Here is a 16,287-nt window from a genome sequence, read left to right as displayed (position 1 = left end):
ATTAAATTTGCGATGACAGCAGATTAATGTCGAAGTGTTGCTTGGTTAACTATTGTTAGTGTACAAGTGATTAAAAGTTGCAAACATCGATGTATCTAACTGGAATCTTACATTTTTGTAAGGAACCTTCATGTAGATGTTTTTTTGCATACATGAAAAGACCCTAAAGAATTACTGGTAAGTAGTAATTCTTTAGGGTCTTTTTGATGAGTAATAAGTTAACTTGAAAACCAAATAAATTGAATGAAAAAACAAATAAAACTGAAAATGGCATAAAAAGAAAAATTTGTTATAATAGCGAATGTTGTATATTTTGGAGGTGAAGAAATTGGGTGCTTATTTATTCCCGATTAAGACAGCGATAATTACCTTTCCAATCGCTGGGTTTATTTTATTAATTCCTTTTTTAATTTGGCAGTATCGGAAGCATGGGTATATTAATTATTTACGTATGTTTGTTTTGTACTCTTTATTATTATTTTCAATGGCGGCCTATTATTTAATTATTTTACCGTTTCCGGCTACGTTTGATACGTGTAGTATGCAACGTCCAGGAACACAGCATTATCAAATAACACCTTTTACTTCAATCATGGACATTTTGAGAGAAACAAAGGTGAATTTTGCAAATCCAATGTCATACATTGGATTTTTGAAAGAGCGTGCATTTTTACAGGTAGCATTTAATTTTCTTTTATTGTTACCATTAGGCGTTTATTTACGATATTATTTCCGTCGTAATCTGTTACAAACTGTTATTATTACATTTTTTGTTTCCTTATTCTTCGAAGTTACACAATTAACAGGATTCTATGGATTGTATAATTGTCCATATCGTTTATTTGATGTTGATGATTTATTCTTAAATACGCTTGGTGGATTTGCAGGATATATGATTGCACCAATATTTACTTATTTCCTACCAGATGTACATGCGATGGATGAAAAAGTTGATTTTGAAAATAAACCAGTTCGTATGACACGACGCTTCCTTGCTCTTTGGATGGATTGGTTTGTTATTGGGATTGTGACTTCTTTAATATTCAATGTGAAAGTTTCCATAGCATTTATATTTAACCCTGCTGAAAAATTGGACGAGCTTTTACTTGGCTTCGTTTGGATATTCGTTTATTTTATTGTTGTTCCTTATTTCACAAATGGGAAAACAATTGGGAAATGGATTCTTCATTTTAGAGTAAAAGGGCAAGGAGAGAGAATTACTTTCATTGAATTATGTAAACGCTATGGCCTGTTATATTACGGGATTGGTGGTATCAATTATATTTTAATTGCTTCTAGAGTATTAAATGAGCAATTAGAGATAATTTTCCTTTTACTATTCTTTATTTTCAATGGTTTAATCTTATTGCATTTTGCATTGCATATTTTCAAACGAGATAAGCGTTTATTCTATGAGAAAATGAGTAAAACGTATAATGTGATAACTTTTAAAAAGAACAAATAAATAAAAAGCATCTGTTGAGATGCTTTTTTTATTTATTCACAATGTTATTGTAGGATTTTACTGTCAGTATATAGTAAGCAAAATAAATCAATGTATATGCGACAATGGTAGTTAAAACTGGAATGAAAATATCTATGCCAAGTGTATTAGAAAGTGCCTTTAAAACGACAATACTATGCAAGCTACCGACAGTAAGTGGCAAAATGAATATAAAGGCAATTTGTTTTGCAATCGATTTAAAAATGGTTTGCTTACTTACACCTAATTTACGTAAAATGATATATTTGTCTTGATCTATAGTTGCTTCTGTTAATTGTTTAAAGTAAATAATGCTTCCAGTTGCAGCTAAAAAGACGAGTCCTAAAAATACACCAGCGAAGATGACTAATCCTGATGCTTCCAAGACACTTTTATAAGCACCGTATTTGGATATTAAATGAATATCTTTAAGGAGTATTTGAATAGCTTTTGTTAGCTTCTTTGTATTTTTGTCATCGGAAACCTTATATGCTTGTAGCATATAAGGTTTTTGTTGTTTGCTCATATCATAAAAAATTTGGTCGGGCACGACGATAGTGAATTCGTGTAATGAATCATTTAGGATGTTGTCTTGAATTTTTCCTACAAATTGCAATGAATAATCATTATTTGAAAGATGCAGGTCTACTTTGCCGTTTTTATATTCAGTTTGAAACGTATGACTTTTATTTGCATCGAGAGCAACCACTTCTGTATTTTGAAGGGATACTTTTATATCCTTATTAGTCTTATCGGCTAGCATATTGAATGTACTCTCAGATAATAAATTTAACTCATTAGGATTTTTTTCAAAATTAATTGGCATGAGACCATTCACCTGTAAATCCGCTTTTACTTTTATTAAAGGAATAGTAATCTTCTCTTTTATTGTATGATTAGAATTTTTTATTGTATTTTCAATTTGTTGATCTACTTGTGAATCTGTTTTTACATACATAAAACTAAACGGTTCTGTTTTATCAATCATTACTTTATTTTTATAATACATACTATAAGAAGCACCGATTCCGCATAGTGTGACTGCGCTTAATAGTGCAATGGCAGTTAGTGTTTTTGCGTTTGCTTGAATGCGTGCTAATAGTTGAGATACACTAACCACATTAATCCCGCGGTAATAGCGTGTTTTATTCTTCTGTAAGCCAAGTAATAAAAAAACAGTAAAAGAACGAAATATGAAATATGTACCGATTATAGAACCACCTAAAATAATACACATATTCCGTGTCTTATGATCCAGCCATGTAGAAGAGAAAATAGGTTGAAGTACGAACCAGTAAGAAGAGATAACTAAAATAATTCCTAATAAAGCGGTCCATATGGATCCTTTTGGAATGAGCTCACCTTGTCTTTCAGCCTGAAGTAATTCAATCAATTTGAACTTGTAAATGATGCTATAACCGTGAAAAGATGTTATTAAAATAATAATGGTAAATACAAGCGTGGTATGTATTATTGCTTCTAAAGAAAAAGAAAATGAAATAGTGGTTGATAATTGCATTACTTTTAAAAGTAACATGGAAAATACCTTTGAGAGTAAAGCCCCGATGCTCATTCCTATAATGAGTGCAATAATTCCTATGATGAGATTTTCATAAAATAACATGGTACCAATTTGCCGTTTTGGAACACCTAGTAAGGAATATAGTGCAATTTCCTTTTTTCTTTTCTTTGTGAAAAATGAGTTTGAATACCAGATGAATATTGCTACAAAAATGATTAGAATAACAGAAGAAGCTTGAAAAACATCTGCAATTCCTTTGGCTGTATTTGTTTGTTCTACGATATAATCGTTATATTGTAAGGATACAAAAATGAAATAAATGACAATACTAAGTATCATAGATGCAAAGTATAGTACATAATTTTTAAGATTTCTTTGTAAGTTTTTTTTGATGATACTAAATGGTGTCATGCCCGCTACCTCCAAGAGCAGAAAGAATACGTAATAGTTTTTGGGAGAATTCTTCTTGTGGCATCTCGCCCTTTACAAGTTCTGTGAAGAGTTTTCCATCTTTAATAAAGAGGATGCGTTTGCAATAACTTGCTACAAAGGGATCATGCGTAACCATCAAAATGGTGGCAAGTTGTTTTTTATTTAACGCTTGTAGGCTGTTTAGTAAATCAGCTGCTGATTTAGAGTCTAGTGCACCTGTAGGTTCATCAGCTAAAATTAATTTCGGTTTTCCTATAATAGCTCTCGCTGCCGCAGTACGCTGCTGTTGTCCACCAGAAATTTGATACGGATATTTATTTAGCAATTGTTGAATGCCAAACATTGTTGCAACTTCATCTACACGCACATCAATTTCGTGTGCATTCATATTTCTTAAAGCAAGTGGTAGAAGTATATTATCCTTTATCGTTAACGTATCAAGTAAATTATAGTCCTGAAAAATAAAGCCTAATGTGTCACTACGGAATGTAGTAAGCTGCTCATCTTTCATTTTTATAATATTTTTTCCATTAACAATAATTTCTCCTGTGGTTGGTATATCAATTGTCGATAATATATTTAATAAAGTAGATTTCCCAGATCCAGATGGACCCATTATGCCAACGAATTCACCTTCAAAAATTGTGAGATCAATATCATGGAGGGCAGTAAATATGCTACCTCTATTACTAAAGACCTTCCTTACGTGTTTTGCCTGTAATACGGGGTTCAATATGGATCCTCCTCTATTGTATGATAAGCTTATTGTATGGTAATTTTATAACCTAAACCATAGGACAACCTTACAAATTATAATTCAAACCTTACAAACTTGTAAGGTTAAAATAGTACTAGGAGGCAAACTTTTTATGAAAGTTTTATTAGTTGAAGATGAACCAACCATTCGTGAAACAGTGGCCGATGAGTTAGGGAAATGGGGATTTGAAGTATGGACGAGTACAAACTTTGAACATATTTTAAACGATTTTTTAGCTCAATCTCCGCAACTTGTTTTACTTGATATTAATCTTCCTTATTTTGATGGATTTTATTGGTGTAGAAAAATTCGTGAAGTATCGAAAGTACCAATTATTTTCTTGTCATCTCGTGATAATCCTATGGATATGGTAATGGCCATGAATATGGGAGGAGATGATTTTGTACAGAAACCATTTTATACAGATGTTTTAGTGGCTAAAATTCAGGCTCTTATGAGACGTACATATTCTTATACACAAACTGAAACAAATGTTGTTGAATATGAAGGGGTCGTATTAAATTTACAGAGCGGGGAAGTAACCTATCATAATCAAATATTGGAATTAACAAAAAATGAGTTTAAAATTTTACAGATATTAATGCAGAATATAGGATCGATTGTAAGTCGAGATAATATTATGCGTAAACTCTGGGAAAATGAAAGTTTTGTTGATGATAATACATTAACAGTAAACGTCGCTCGTGTAAGGAAGAAGCTTGCCGAACTTGGAAAAGAGGAGTTTATCCATACGAAGAAAGGGCAAGGTTACATTATTACATGAGTATTTTTCGTTACATAAAAGAACGCCGTTATTTTATGCTTCTGTACTTTTTGATTATGTTATTTATTTCTACCATGATTTATTTAAGTGAGGGATTAAGTAATACAAAAGCAAATCTTATATATATCAATGTTGTAAGTGCAATTTTTATTCTTATCTATCTTATAATCGGATATTTTTATCATAAAAGATTTTATAAAGAACTTCATATTGCTCTTCATTTAGAGCAGGATACAGTTATTGCAATTCCAAATCCACACACATATGAACAGGAAATGTATACAGATATATTAAAAAAACTGTATTTAGAGCAACAAGAGAAAATGTACGTATTGCATGAGGAAAAGAAAGAATATCATGATTTTATTATGTCTTGGATTCATGAAGTTAAGATACCGATTGCTGCTAGTCAACTATTGATGCGTAGCAACAAACCAGCGGATATTTTAATTGATAAATTAGAAGATGAGTTAGGAAAAATAGATCACTTTGTTGAACAAGCTTTGTATTATTCACGGCTTGATTCCTTCTCAAAAGATTATTTCATTCAAGAAGTTTCTCTAGAGGCGATTACGGGTGCTAGTATGAAGAAATATGCTAAGACATTTATTTCAAAACGCATTCAATTTGAACGCACAAACTTGCAACTTTTAGTAGAGAGTGATACAAAATGGTTATCTTTTATTGTCGATCAGATTGTGGCAAATGCATTGAAGTATACTGATTCGCATGGAGAAATTAAGTTTATTGGGGAAGAAGACAAAGCAGAAAAGCGACTCATTATTCAAGATAATGGAATTGGTATTAAGCTTGAAGATATTGGGCGTGTATTTGAGCGTGGTTTTACAGGAGCGAACGGGAGAGTCCATACGAAGTCAACGGGATTAGGGTTATATTTAGCGAAACGTTTATCTCATAAATTAGGGCATGATATTTCTATCGAATCGAAGGAGAATGAATATACAAAAGTGACTATACATTTCCCTAAAGGAAATCAATATCATACAATCGCGAAAACATAACAAAAGCACTTATTCTATGGATAAGTGCTTTTGTTATATTTTCTTTTATCCTATTATCTGCCGAGATGTCTGTAAAAGTCCGATTGAGCTAAATTGAAAATTCATTTTATTCAAATCTTAATATGTTTTGTGTTTCTATCTATACCTATTGTAAGATTATATAGAGTTCTCCTAATAAACTGTTTTAATGGATTTTTTAGGGGTTTAATATTTATAAATCTTAAATAATTTTTTATGTAACTAAGTTATATTGAAGTAGAGGTGAACCATCGGTGAGGCAGGTGTTAGTAATTAAAAATGAACGGTCTTTAGCAAAGAAAATCGTAAGCGGTTTAACGGAAGAAGGCCATTTCATTTTAAAACTTCACAATGAAAACGAAGGTTTAAATATAGCATATGAACAAGATTGGGATATTATTATATTAGATTGGGATTCATTAAGTATATCTGGACCAGAAATTTGCAGGAAAATACGACTTGTTAAAATGACACCCATCATTATTGTGACCGACAATATTTCTAGCAAGGATTGCGTAGCAGGGTTACAAGCTGGAGCTGATGATTATATAAGAAAACCATTTGCGAAAGAAGAATTAGTAGCAAGGGTGCAAGCTATTCTAAGGAGAAGTAACTGTAACCAGCAAAATGAGATAACCTTTTATCAGTTTAAAGATCTCTTTGTTGATGCATCTAGCAATATTGTGAAAAAAGGTGGTAAAAATCTCTCGCTTACGAAGCGTGAGTACGATTTACTTGTATTTTTAATCAAGAATAAAAATACAATATTGAGCCGTGAAATGCTTTTGAACCAAGTTTGGGGACATAACGTAGTCGTAAATCCAAATGTAGTAGACTTATATATTGGGTATGTAAGAAAAAAGTTAAAGTGTGAGAAGAAAAATAGATATATTCAAACAATACATGGCAGAGGCTATTCAATGGTTGAATGATAAAAATAAGATCATAAAGTAGTTTCTGTGAAATATGAAAAGACAGAAACTATAAAAAGAAGATTGCTATCAGGAAATAGTTATTTTTTTGCAGTAAAAACCATGTTTTATAAGGTGTGGGGGATGGATCTGCTGCGCATTAGTTGAGACCGTATCAAATTTATTTTTAATTTTATTAACTCACACCATTCACAAGATTTTCACATAATTAATGACTATACTTATTTACAGGATATTCAAATGAAAATGATTATCAATATTGATTTAGGTGAATAGCAGTTATTATCTAATTCAATCTTTGGAAGTCATCATTTTCGAAATAAATTACATAATAAGGAGTATACGTATGAAAAAAACTATGCTTTTAAAATTAGTAAGTATTCTAGCAATTTTCACTTTAATGTTAGTAGCTTGCTCAGATTCAGGTAAAGAAACTTCGAAGGCTACTAAAGATAATGGTAGTGATAAGCCAAAAACGGTTGAAATCACTGATGCGCATGGAAAAGTTACTGTTCCTGTAAATCCAAAGAATGTAGTTGCTTTAGATAATAGAACGTTTGAAACTTTAGCTGATTGGGGAATTAAATTAGCAGCTGCTCCAAAGGATATTATGCCTGCTGATTCAGCATATAAAAAGGATGAAAAAGTTCAAAATATTGGGAATCACCGTGAACCAAATCTTGAAATTATTGCCGCTGCAAACCCTGACCTTGTAATTGTTGGTCAAAGATTTGCTGATCATTACGAAGAAATCAAAAAATTAGTGCCAAATGCAGCTGTTATTGATCTTAATTTTGATGTTTCTGAGAAAGCTACTAAGCCTGGAGAAAACTTAGTAAAAGGACTTAAAGATTCTACAATTACTTTAGGAAAAATCTTTAATAAAGATAAAGAAGCTAAACAATTAGTAGCTGATTTCGATAAATCTATTGAAAAAGCAAAATCTGCTTATAACGGAAAAGATAAAGTTATGAGTGTTATCGTTACTGGTGGTAATATTGGCTTTGCTGCGCCGCACTCTGGTCGTGTTTGGGGACCAATGTATGAAATTTTCGGTTGGACTCCAGCGTTAGAAGTTTCTAATTCTACTGCAGGTCATAAAGGTGATGACGTTTCTGTTGAAGCTATTGCACAAACAAATCCTGATTGGATTTTTGTATTAGATCGTGATGCTGCAACATCTGATGCAGCTAAGTCAACACCTGCTAAGGATGTTATTTCTAAATCACCTGCTCTTCAAAACACAACTGCTGTTTCTAAGAAACAAGTTATTTATGCACCAGAAGATACTTACACAAATGAATCAATTCAAACTTATATAGAGTTATTTGGAAATATGGCAAAAACTTTAGCTAAGTAGTGTAAAGGAGTACGAAACAGTGTCAAAAAATATAATTTCTAGGGTTGAGAATATTTCTCAACCCCAGTTTTATAATCACAATAAATTATGGACAAAACCTTTTATAATAGCGATTATAATTGTTGTAATTTTAGGGATTATATCACTGTTTACTGGAGTTTATGATATACGTGGACAAGAGGACGGAACAGAGATGTTTTTCATCACTCGCGTTCCGAGAACAGCTGCATTAATGCTTACTGGAGCTGCGATGGCGATGGCAGGACTTGTCATGCAACTCATTACACAGAATCGCTTTGTTGAACCTACTACAACGGGGACTATTGAATGGTCAGGCTTAGGCCTGCTTTTTGTGTATTTATTGTTTCCTTCCCCGACGTTAGTTCAAAGAATGACTGGTGCAATCATTTTTTCTTTTATAGGAACTATGATTTTCTTTCTATTTTTAAGAAGAGTTAAGCTTCGTTCGTCTTTAATTGTCCCGATTATTGGATTGATGCTTGGAGCAGTTATTTCTGCAGTGTCTACTTTTATGGGACTTCTTTTTCAAATGACGCAAAGTATTGAAACTTGGTTTGTAGGTTCATTTGCTAACATTCAGGTAGGAAGATATGAATATTTATGGCTGATAGTTATCATTACTTTGCTTATTTTTATGTACGCGAATAGATTGACTTTAGCTGGATTAGGAGAAGATGTCGCAACAAGCCTTGGCGTTAATTACAATAGAATTGTTCTTTTTGGGACCGCTCTTATCTCTGTTGCAGTTGGAATTGTTGCAGCTGTTATTGGGCACTTACCTTTCTTAGGGTTAATTGTGCCAAATATTGTTTCTATGTTTAGAGGTGATGATCTTAGGAGTAATTTACCTTGGGTTTGTGTGATCGGAATGGGGACAATAACTGCTTGTGACATCATTTCTCGAACAATTATAAAGCCGTTTGAACTACCTGTTTCTTTAATACTTGCAACAGTGGGAGCAGTTGTGTTTATTACTATTTTATTGAGACAAAGAAAACCAAGGAGGCTACGATGATCACATTAGAATATAAAAATAAAGAAAATGTCGAAATCGATTCTAGCCTTCATAATGAAAGTAGATCAGCTAGCGCTTTTCGTTCTAAGAAAGAAGCAAGACGTTATTGGATTTTACTAATCACATTGATTGGTTTAGGCCTTCTTTCTTCATATGGACTTTTAGTGTATAACAATCCAGTTCCGATAGATTCACCTTCTTTTATCCCAGTTGTTAAGAGAAGGATAGTAGCTATTGTTGCAATGATTATTGCAGCTGTTTGCCATAGCTTGTCGACAGTTGCTTTCCAATCCATTACGAATAATAAGATTATTACTCCGTCACTTTTAGGTTTCGAATCACTTTATTCAGCAATTCAAACGAGTACAGTATTCTTCTTTGGTGTTAGTGCATTGATCAATTTTAATGGAATTGGATCATTTTTATTTCAAGTCGTTGTTATGGTCTTCATGAGTTTGATACTTTATGGATGGCTACTTTCCGGTAAATACGGGAATTTACAACTTATGCTTTTAGTGGGAATTATTATTGGTACCGGGCTAAATTCTGTGTCAACTTTCATGAGAAAATTACTTGCGCCTTCAGAATTTGATATTTTACAAGCAAGATTATTTGGTTCTGTTAATCATGCAGATCCGGCTTATTTTCCGGTTGTAATTCCGATGATCATAATTGTAGCAGTATTAATTTTTGCTCATTCTAAGAATTTGAACGTTTTGTCACTAGGAAAAGATGTTGCTACTTCCTTTGGAGTTAAATATCAACCTAGTGTAATTTATACGCTTGTATTAGTAGCTATTTTAATGTCTATTTCAACAGCTCTAATTGGGCCACTTACTTTCTACGGCTTTTTAGTAGCGACTTTGAGTTATCAGGCGGCGTCAACTTATGATCATAGATATATTTTCCCAATGGCTTTTGCAATCGGATTTTTAATAATGACGAGCGCATATTTTTTAATGTATCATGTATTCCATGCTCAAGGTGTAGTTTCAGTTATTATTGAATTATTTGGTGGAATTATATTCTTAACTATAGTTTTAAGGAAGAGGGCTTTATGATAAAAATTGATAATGTTAAAAAGTTCTATACGGATAAGGTAAAAATAGGACCTTTGGATATTGAAATACCAAAAGCGGGCTTTACTTCTTTAATTGGACCGAATGGGGCTGGAAAGTCAACGACACTTTTGATGATTGGTAGACTTTTAGATATGGACGAAGGGCAAATCCAGGTAGCAAATATGGATGTTTCTGAATCCAAATCAAAAGACTTAGCAAAAGTTTTAACTATATTGCGACAAGAAAATCATTTTGTAACGAGGCTTACGGTTAGACAATTAGTTGGATTTGGGCGCTTTCCTTATTCAAAGGGAAGATTAACGAAAGAGGATGAAGTTATTATTTCTAAATATATCGACTTCCTAGATTTAACTAATTTAGAGAATAGATATTTAGATGAGCTTTCTGGTGGTCAAAGACAAAGGGCATATGTAGCGATGGTATTGTGCCAAGAGACTGAATATGTACTTTTGGATGAGCCGCTGAACAACCTTGATGTTGCTCGATCTGTTCAAATGATGGAGCATTTGAGACGTGCGGCTAATGAATTTGGAAGAACAATTTTGACTGTTATGCATGACATAAATTTTGCAGCCAAATACTCTGATAAAATTTGTGCGATGAAAGATGGACAAATTGCTGCTTTTGGAACAGTAGAAGAAGTTATGGACTCAACACTTTTGACAGATATTTTTGAAACAAAAATAGAGATTATTAATGGTCCTTATGGGCCGATCGCTGTTTATTAGTTATAAAATGTATACTGTAGCTGCTGTCTATATTTTATAGGCAGCAGTTTTTTTATCAGAAGAATTAACAAACCTTTTATCAGCGCTTCAAAAGCTAACGAAGGTAATTGAAGAGCTGTAGTGGTTGTTACATGTAAAAAGAAGCATAAGCTGACCGTTTTGGTCAGCTTATGCTTCTTCATGTTCTAAATATCAAATATAGATTTTTAATCAAACAAATTAAAAACTAAATTTTGGTTTCATATCACCTGTATAAGGTTCATGTTCAACAAATACAGTGATGTCTTTCCCTGCTTGGTCTTTACCAGTTCTTTTATAAGTAAATTTCTTATTATTTAGTTCAGTAAGTTCAAGAGCCGCACCATATTTATTATTTCCAATTGAAACATGAGCTCTTATTTTATTTTCGTGCAACACATCGAAGTAGCCATAGTCACCGCGGCTTTGGCCTGTTTCGCCATTGAAGAACTCATATTTATTAGACTTGTCATCGAATTTTGCTAGACTTATAAAATTCGAATTAAATTGTGTTACGTCATTACCAGTTTCATCTAATACTTTTGTTCCGTGCCAAAGGGTTCCACCTAAAATCTTATCTCCATCAACGTTTTTAACGATATCGCCTGTAGTCGTGTTCAGCTGCTTGTCCGGATCAGTGAAAGAAAGCTCTTTTTCTTTATATGGAACATGTTCAACGAAAACTTCTACATCTTTACCGTTAGCATCTTTCCCCATTCGTTTATAAGTAAATATATTCTTATTTAGCTTTGTCATATCAACAACAGCTTGATATTTCATTGATTCTGAAATTAATATTCTCTTCTTCCCATCATTTGTGATAAAGAAAGTTCCTTTATCGCCACGACTTGCACCTGTTTTAGCATCAAAAAATTCATATCTTCCAGACTTTGCATCATATTTTGCAAGACCAATGAAGTTTGCATTTTCTTTTGTTAAGTCATTTTTATCTTTATCTAATACTCGTGTACCTTGCCAATTTGTGTCGCTAAGAATGTTAGCCATTTTTTGGCCTTTCGTTAACTTGTTTTCCTTTTTTGTTTCTTTAGCAGCTTGTTCTTGTTTCGGCTTACTATGATTTTCTTCGGCTTTCGTACCAACGCACCCTGTTAGTGCGATTGTGAGTCCGAGCAATATAGATGATAGTGCTTTCGTTTTTTTATTCATTTTTATCGTCTCCTCATTTTATAAATGTAAGTTGTACGGTTTGTGATTATAGTAATAGTTACTACGTTTATTATGTTAATACTCGAGTATAAACTGCCTCTAAATAAAACATTAAAAAAAGATAAACTAATTCCTAAAATTTTTTCATACTTATAAAAAGGTCTTTTACATGAGGTGAATGTAAATCTCTCATTTTGAAAAACGGCGTAATTAAATGGGCGGATTCATATTATGTTTACAGTGCGATTTTAGATGTGATGCTATACTGTGTATAGGATTTTATGTGTGTATGTTGTGTCGTTTTTTGTCGGTAAGTCGATATTCTATGTCGAATCGTCGATATAATGAAAAAATCGTTGATATATTGTGAGTTATCGTCGATATATTTGAAAAATCGTCGATATATTTTGGGGAGGGCTAAAGATGATTGTGAAAGAACGGCAAATGTCGATTTATTTACGGCAATTAGAAGCGTTATTTAGGCGATTACCAGCTCATCATCCGAAACGAGATATGATTGTAGAAAGTTTAGCGAAGCATAAGGCTGGTTATAAAGGTGAACAAGCTATTAATTATCCGCTAAGTTTTCTCTCGGAGGAAAAATATCGTATTTTGCACGATATAAGGTTGTTTGATCAAAATTACCATTTTCAAATTGATACGATTATCATTTCAGCATATTTTCTTCTTTTCCTCGAAATAAAAAATATAGCAGGTACGTTACTATTTGATTCAAAGTTTAATCAACTTATTAGAATATCAGAGGGAAATTCAGAAGGCTTTCCAGATCCAATTCTACAAGTGAAAAGACAAGAGGAACAGCTTAGGAAATGGTTAAGTCTAAATGGATTTTCTCGTTTTCCAATTGAATCACTTGTTGTGATTAGTAACCCCCGAACTATTATTAAAGCTTCAGATGATAATCTCCTTAATACAATTATCCACAGTGCAAATTTACCTAATAAAATCAAATGGTTTGAGAGTAAATATAAGAAAAAAGCTATAAAAAATGTAGATATTCTTATTCGTCAAATAGTAGCCAACCATGCTCCATTACGGCAAAATATTCTTGAACAATTTAAAATTAAAAAAGAAGAGTTGTTACACGGTGTACAATGTGAGGTATGTTCTGTACTACCAATGTTTAAATTGAAAAAAGGCTGGTATTGTTCGAACTGTAAAGCTATCTCTAAAGTGGCGCATGAATTTGCTTTAAAAGATTACGTACTTCTTATTGGTGACACTTGTACAAATATGCAGTTGAAGAAATTTCTTAACGTTCAATCGAGTGCGACTGTCAAAAGACTCCTCCAAACAATGAACATCCCACACACCGGCACCAACAAAGGACGAACCTATGATTTAACCCACCTCCAATTATAATTTTGCTATAATGAATAAGTACTTATACGAAGGGGAGTTTAATGAGAAAATGAAATCATTCAATATTGATCATTTTATCGCGAGTGTTTTACAGTGGATATTAAATATAGCGCTAATTATATTATCCATTGTCTTATCTATCTTTTTAATTAATGAGACGATTACTTTTATTCAATACATATTTTCAGCGAAGAAGTATACGTCATATAAATTAGTTGAAAGTATCATCGTCTATTTCTTATACTTCGAGTTCATAGCATTAATCATTAAGTATTTTAAATCGAATTATCATTTCCCGTTACGTTATTTCATTTATATCGGAATTACGGCGTTAATTCGATTAATTATTGTGTCTCATGAGGAACCGATGGAGACGTTATTATACGCAGGAGCAATTCTTATTTTAGTTATCGCTTTATACATATCAAATATGAGAGATTTGAGAAAAGAGTAGTAGCGCAGACATAAGTTTGCACTACTTTTTTACATCTTGACCTTCAAGTTACTTAAAGGTTTACAATAAAATTAGGGCGTTTGAAATTGAAAAAAATTGAGAAATTAAGTGAAGAGGTTTCTTTTACTTGGAGGTTATAGAAATGAATCAGGAATTGAAATTGCGTCCATTAGAGCGAGAAGATTTAAAGTTTGTACACGAACTTAATAATAATGCACATATTATGTCATATTGGTTTGAAGAGCCGTATGAGGCATTTGTGGAGCTACAAGACTTATACGATAAACATATACATGATCAAAGTGAACGCCGATTTATCGTTGAAAAAGACAATGAAATGGTTGGATTAGTCGAGTTAGTGGAAATCGATTATATTCACCGTAGAACAGAATTCCAAATTATTATTGATCCAAATTATCAAGGATATGGTTATGCAGCGGAAGCGACGCGTTTAGCGATGGATTATGCTTTTTCTGTATTAAATATGCATAAGATTTATTTAGTGGTGGATAAGGAAAATGAAAAAGCGGTACATGTTTATAAAAAGGTTGGATTTATGGTAGAAGGTGAACTGTTAGACGAGTTTTTCGTTGACGGTAACTATCATAATGCGATAAGAATGTGTATGTTCCAAAAGGCATACTTTGGCACAAAATAACCGTTTGGAAGAGCTATAGTAGGGAATCCGTTAATTGAAATAAAACACTCACCATGAAATAGAAACATACGATATGGAAGAAAAATAATAAGTGAGTTGAATCATAATGAATCATTATTTTTATAGTGGTAGACAAGTGGGAGCAGCTATTACGCTCGCTGGGGCGCAGGAGACCATTCATGCTATGAATCAAGCGATTCAAATGCAGCAACAAGCATATTTGGCACAAATGATGCAAGGACAGTATATGCCATACTCACAATTTCCGATGCAAAGTGTGAATTATGATGTGTATCCAGCTAGTTTCTTTTCCATTCCATATGGTGGGACTTATTTCTTATGAAAGAAAGCGACTGATAAGAGTCGCTTTCTTTTTTATATTCCGCCTAGCTGCATTCCAAGGAATGCGAAGAGGATACCAACTATGTAAGTAGCGCTTAAATATAAAAGGAATGTGCTAAAGCTTTTACGATTGAGAAGCTGAACAGATTCTAGTTTAAACGTCGAGAATGTTGTGAATGCACCCATAAATCCAGTACCTAATAATAATTGCCAACCTGTAGTGACTCCGTTGCCAATTATATATCCGAGTAAAAACGCTCCTGTTATATTAATGAGAAATGTAGCAATTGGAAAGGAAGTTTTATTTCTTTTTTTAAACCAATTGCTAATTGCAAATCGCGTAATCGCACCGAAAAATCCCCCTGTTGCGACTAATAAAGCTTCCATCATAAGTGATCACCTTCCGTAAGATGTTTCTTAAGTAAGAAATTACCTAGTGTATAGCCAAGTCCAGACATAATGAGGCCACCAAGTATGCTGCATGATACATATAAGAAGGCTATGCTCCACTCGGAATGATTGATCAATTGAATAGTTTCTACACTAAATGTTGAAAACGTCGTAAAAGAACCAATGAATCCTGTCCCGATGCCTGTGATTACATCTGAAGATAAGATGTTGAGCTTAGCGATATACGTAGTCAGCCACGCTAATAAGAAGCAGCCGACTAAGTTAATCAGTAATGTAGCTAGTGGAAATGTATAATGCCAAGATTCATGAATCGTAAGACCTAAATAATAACGAGAAAGGGCCCCTAATATACCGGCAATGCCGACGATAATATAAATCAATTTTCTCACCTCTTTAAATAGCTTGCTCAAAAAAATAGACTCCTACCAGTAGATACTGGTAGGAGTCATTAGCTAAGCAGCGTTTATGGCGAACTCCATCGCCTATGATTATTACATATAGTGTACTAAACATTGCGCTTGATTTCCAGTGAAGGAGTTAGGGGATTTTGTATTTTTGATAATGTAAGAGCAAGAGTTATTGTTTATAAACTAAATATAGTGATATAAGGTTTTTGATATGATAAAATATTTGTTATGTCTGTCATTCGGTTTTAGTTAACTGAAAATAAGGAAAATTAAGTTGTGTGTTTTAGAAAA

17 protein-coding genes and 1 riboswitch are annotated in these 16,287 nt (G+C 32.9%); of the genes, 12 read left to right on the top strand and 5 right to left on the bottom strand.

The annotated features are described in order from the left end of the window. Nucleotides 1-328: 328 nt before the first annotated feature. Entirely contained in the window at nucleotides 329-1,465 is a 1,137-nt protein-coding gene (locus NST14_RS26030) for a VanZ family protein (RefSeq protein ID WP_229143367.1), read from the top strand. A gap of 28 nt (nucleotides 1,466-1,493) precedes the next feature. Here NST14_RS26030 and NST14_RS26025 read toward each other — a convergent pair whose 3' ends face one another. Together NST14_RS26025 and NST14_RS26020 are read right to left on the bottom strand one after the other, a co-directional pair. Then, nucleotides 1,494-3,416, bottom strand: coding sequence for an ABC transporter permease (locus NST14_RS26025; protein WP_229143369.1), 1,923 nt, complete (start codon nucleotides 3,414-3,416; stop codon nucleotides 1,494-1,496). After that, entirely contained in the window at nucleotides 3,403-4,170 is a 768-nt protein-coding gene (locus NST14_RS26020) for an ABC transporter ATP-binding protein (RefSeq protein ID WP_229143372.1), read from the bottom strand. Before NST14_RS26020 ends, NST14_RS26025 begins: the two co-directional genes overlap by 14 nt. A 136-nt stretch (nucleotides 4,171-4,306) precedes the next feature. Here NST14_RS26020 and NST14_RS26015 point away from each other — a divergent pair, with 136 nt between their 5' ends. The 7 genes from NST14_RS26015 (at nucleotide 4,307) to NST14_RS25985 (ending at nucleotide 11,156) form a co-directional block, all read left to right on the top strand. Beyond that, the gene (locus tag NST14_RS26015) at nucleotides 4,307-4,978 is read left to right on the top strand and encodes a response regulator transcription factor (RefSeq protein WP_086707183.1); all 672 of its coding nucleotides are present in this window, start codon (nucleotides 4,307-4,309) and stop codon (nucleotides 4,976-4,978) included. After that, nucleotides 4,975-6,000, top strand: a complete 1,026-nt coding sequence (locus tag NST14_RS26010; protein WP_229143373.1) for a sensor histidine kinase — start codon at nucleotides 4,975-4,977, stop codon at nucleotides 5,998-6,000. The genes NST14_RS26015 and NST14_RS26010 overlap by 4 nt, the downstream gene beginning before the upstream one ends. Nucleotides 6,001-6,272: 272 nt before the next feature. Further along, the gene (locus NST14_RS26005; RefSeq protein WP_001250243.1) at nucleotides 6,273-6,950 is read left to right on the top strand and encodes a response regulator transcription factor; all 678 of its coding nucleotides are present in this window, start codon (nucleotides 6,273-6,275) and stop codon (nucleotides 6,948-6,950) included. Nucleotides 6,951-7,296: 346 nt separating this feature from the next. Then, entirely contained in the window at nucleotides 7,297-8,310 is a 1,014-nt protein-coding gene (locus NST14_RS26000; RefSeq protein ID WP_000753431.1) for a siderophore ABC transporter substrate-binding protein, read from the top strand. Nucleotides 8,311-8,329: 19 nt separating this feature from the next. After that, a complete protein-coding gene (locus NST14_RS25995; RefSeq protein WP_000041817.1) occupies nucleotides 8,330-9,346 on the top strand; it encodes an ABC transporter permease in 1,017 nt (338 codons plus the stop codon). Beyond that, nucleotides 9,343-10,407, top strand: a complete 1,065-nt coding sequence (locus NST14_RS25990) for an iron chelate uptake ABC transporter family permease subunit (protein WP_229143375.1) — start codon at nucleotides 9,343-9,345, stop codon at nucleotides 10,405-10,407. The genes NST14_RS25995 and NST14_RS25990 overlap by 4 nt, the downstream gene beginning before the upstream one ends. Next, nucleotides 10,404-11,156 (top strand): iron ABC transporter ATP-binding protein, encoded by a 753-nt coding sequence (locus tag NST14_RS25985; RefSeq protein ID WP_000590067.1) that lies wholly within the window; start codon nucleotides 10,404-10,406, stop codon nucleotides 11,154-11,156. The genes NST14_RS25990 and NST14_RS25985 overlap by 4 nt, the downstream gene beginning before the upstream one ends. Before the next feature lie 219 nt (nucleotides 11,157-11,375). Here the strand turns inward: NST14_RS25985 and NST14_RS25980 are convergent, their stop codons facing one another. After that, entirely contained in the window at nucleotides 11,376-12,341 is a 966-nt protein-coding gene (locus tag NST14_RS25980; RefSeq protein ID WP_341119243.1) for a DUF4822 domain-containing protein, read from the bottom strand. A 423-nt stretch (nucleotides 12,342-12,764) separates the two neighbouring features. On the opposite strand from NST14_RS25980, the gene NST14_RS25975 reads away from it, so the two are divergent. The 4 genes from NST14_RS25975 to NST14_RS25960 all read left to right on the top strand — a co-directional run bounded on the left by NST14_RS25975 (nucleotide 12,765) and on the right by NST14_RS25960 (nucleotide 15,179). Further along, the gene (locus NST14_RS25975) at nucleotides 12,765-13,724 is read left to right on the top strand and encodes a nuclease-related domain-containing protein (RefSeq protein WP_061185445.1); all 960 of its coding nucleotides are present in this window, start codon (nucleotides 12,765-12,767) and stop codon (nucleotides 13,722-13,724) included. 49 nt (nucleotides 13,725-13,773) lie between these two features. Then, complete coding sequence (psiE, locus tag NST14_RS25970; RefSeq protein ID WP_000834703.1) at nucleotides 13,774-14,178, top strand: phosphate-starvation-inducible protein PsiE; 405 nt, start codon at nucleotides 13,774-13,776, stop codon at nucleotides 14,176-14,178. A 142-nt stretch (nucleotides 14,179-14,320) separates the two neighbouring features. Then, nucleotides 14,321-14,836 (top strand): spermidine N1-acetyltransferase, encoded by a 516-nt coding sequence (speG, locus tag NST14_RS25965; RefSeq protein ID WP_001071086.1) that lies wholly within the window; start codon nucleotides 14,321-14,323, stop codon nucleotides 14,834-14,836. 103 nt (nucleotides 14,837-14,939) lie between these two features. Beyond that, on the top strand, nucleotides 14,940-15,179 hold the full coding sequence (locus tag NST14_RS25960) for a DUF3947 family protein (RefSeq protein ID WP_033671843.1): 240 nt from the start codon (nucleotides 14,940-14,942) through the stop codon (nucleotides 15,177-15,179). 32 nt (nucleotides 15,180-15,211) lie between these two features. On the opposite strand, the gene crcB (NST14_RS25955) is transcribed toward NST14_RS25960, so the two are convergent. Further along, nucleotides 15,212-15,568, bottom strand: coding sequence for a fluoride efflux transporter CrcB (gene crcB, locus NST14_RS25955; RefSeq protein WP_061536033.1), 357 nt, complete (start codon nucleotides 15,566-15,568; stop codon nucleotides 15,212-15,214). After that, nucleotides 15,565-15,969: a fluoride efflux transporter CrcB gene (gene crcB, locus NST14_RS25950; RefSeq protein WP_000639336.1), complete on the bottom strand. Its 405-nt coding sequence runs from the start codon at nucleotides 15,967-15,969 to the stop codon at nucleotides 15,565-15,567. The genes crcB (NST14_RS25955) and crcB (NST14_RS25950) overlap by 4 nt, the downstream gene beginning before the upstream one ends. 52 nt (nucleotides 15,970-16,021) lie before the next feature. Next, a riboswitch (Fluoride riboswitch) is annotated at nucleotides 16,022-16,081 on the bottom strand. Between the last annotated feature and the right edge of the window lie 206 nt (nucleotides 16,082-16,287).

Source organism: Bacillus sp. FSL W8-0519 (assembly GCF_038005585.1).
In the GTDB taxonomy this organism is placed as follows: Bacteria; Bacillota; Bacilli; order Bacillales; family Bacillaceae_G; genus Bacillus_A; species Bacillus_A paranthracis.
Note: the sequence above shows the minus strand (reverse complement) of the source record. Positions and strands in the feature narration are given on the sequence as shown.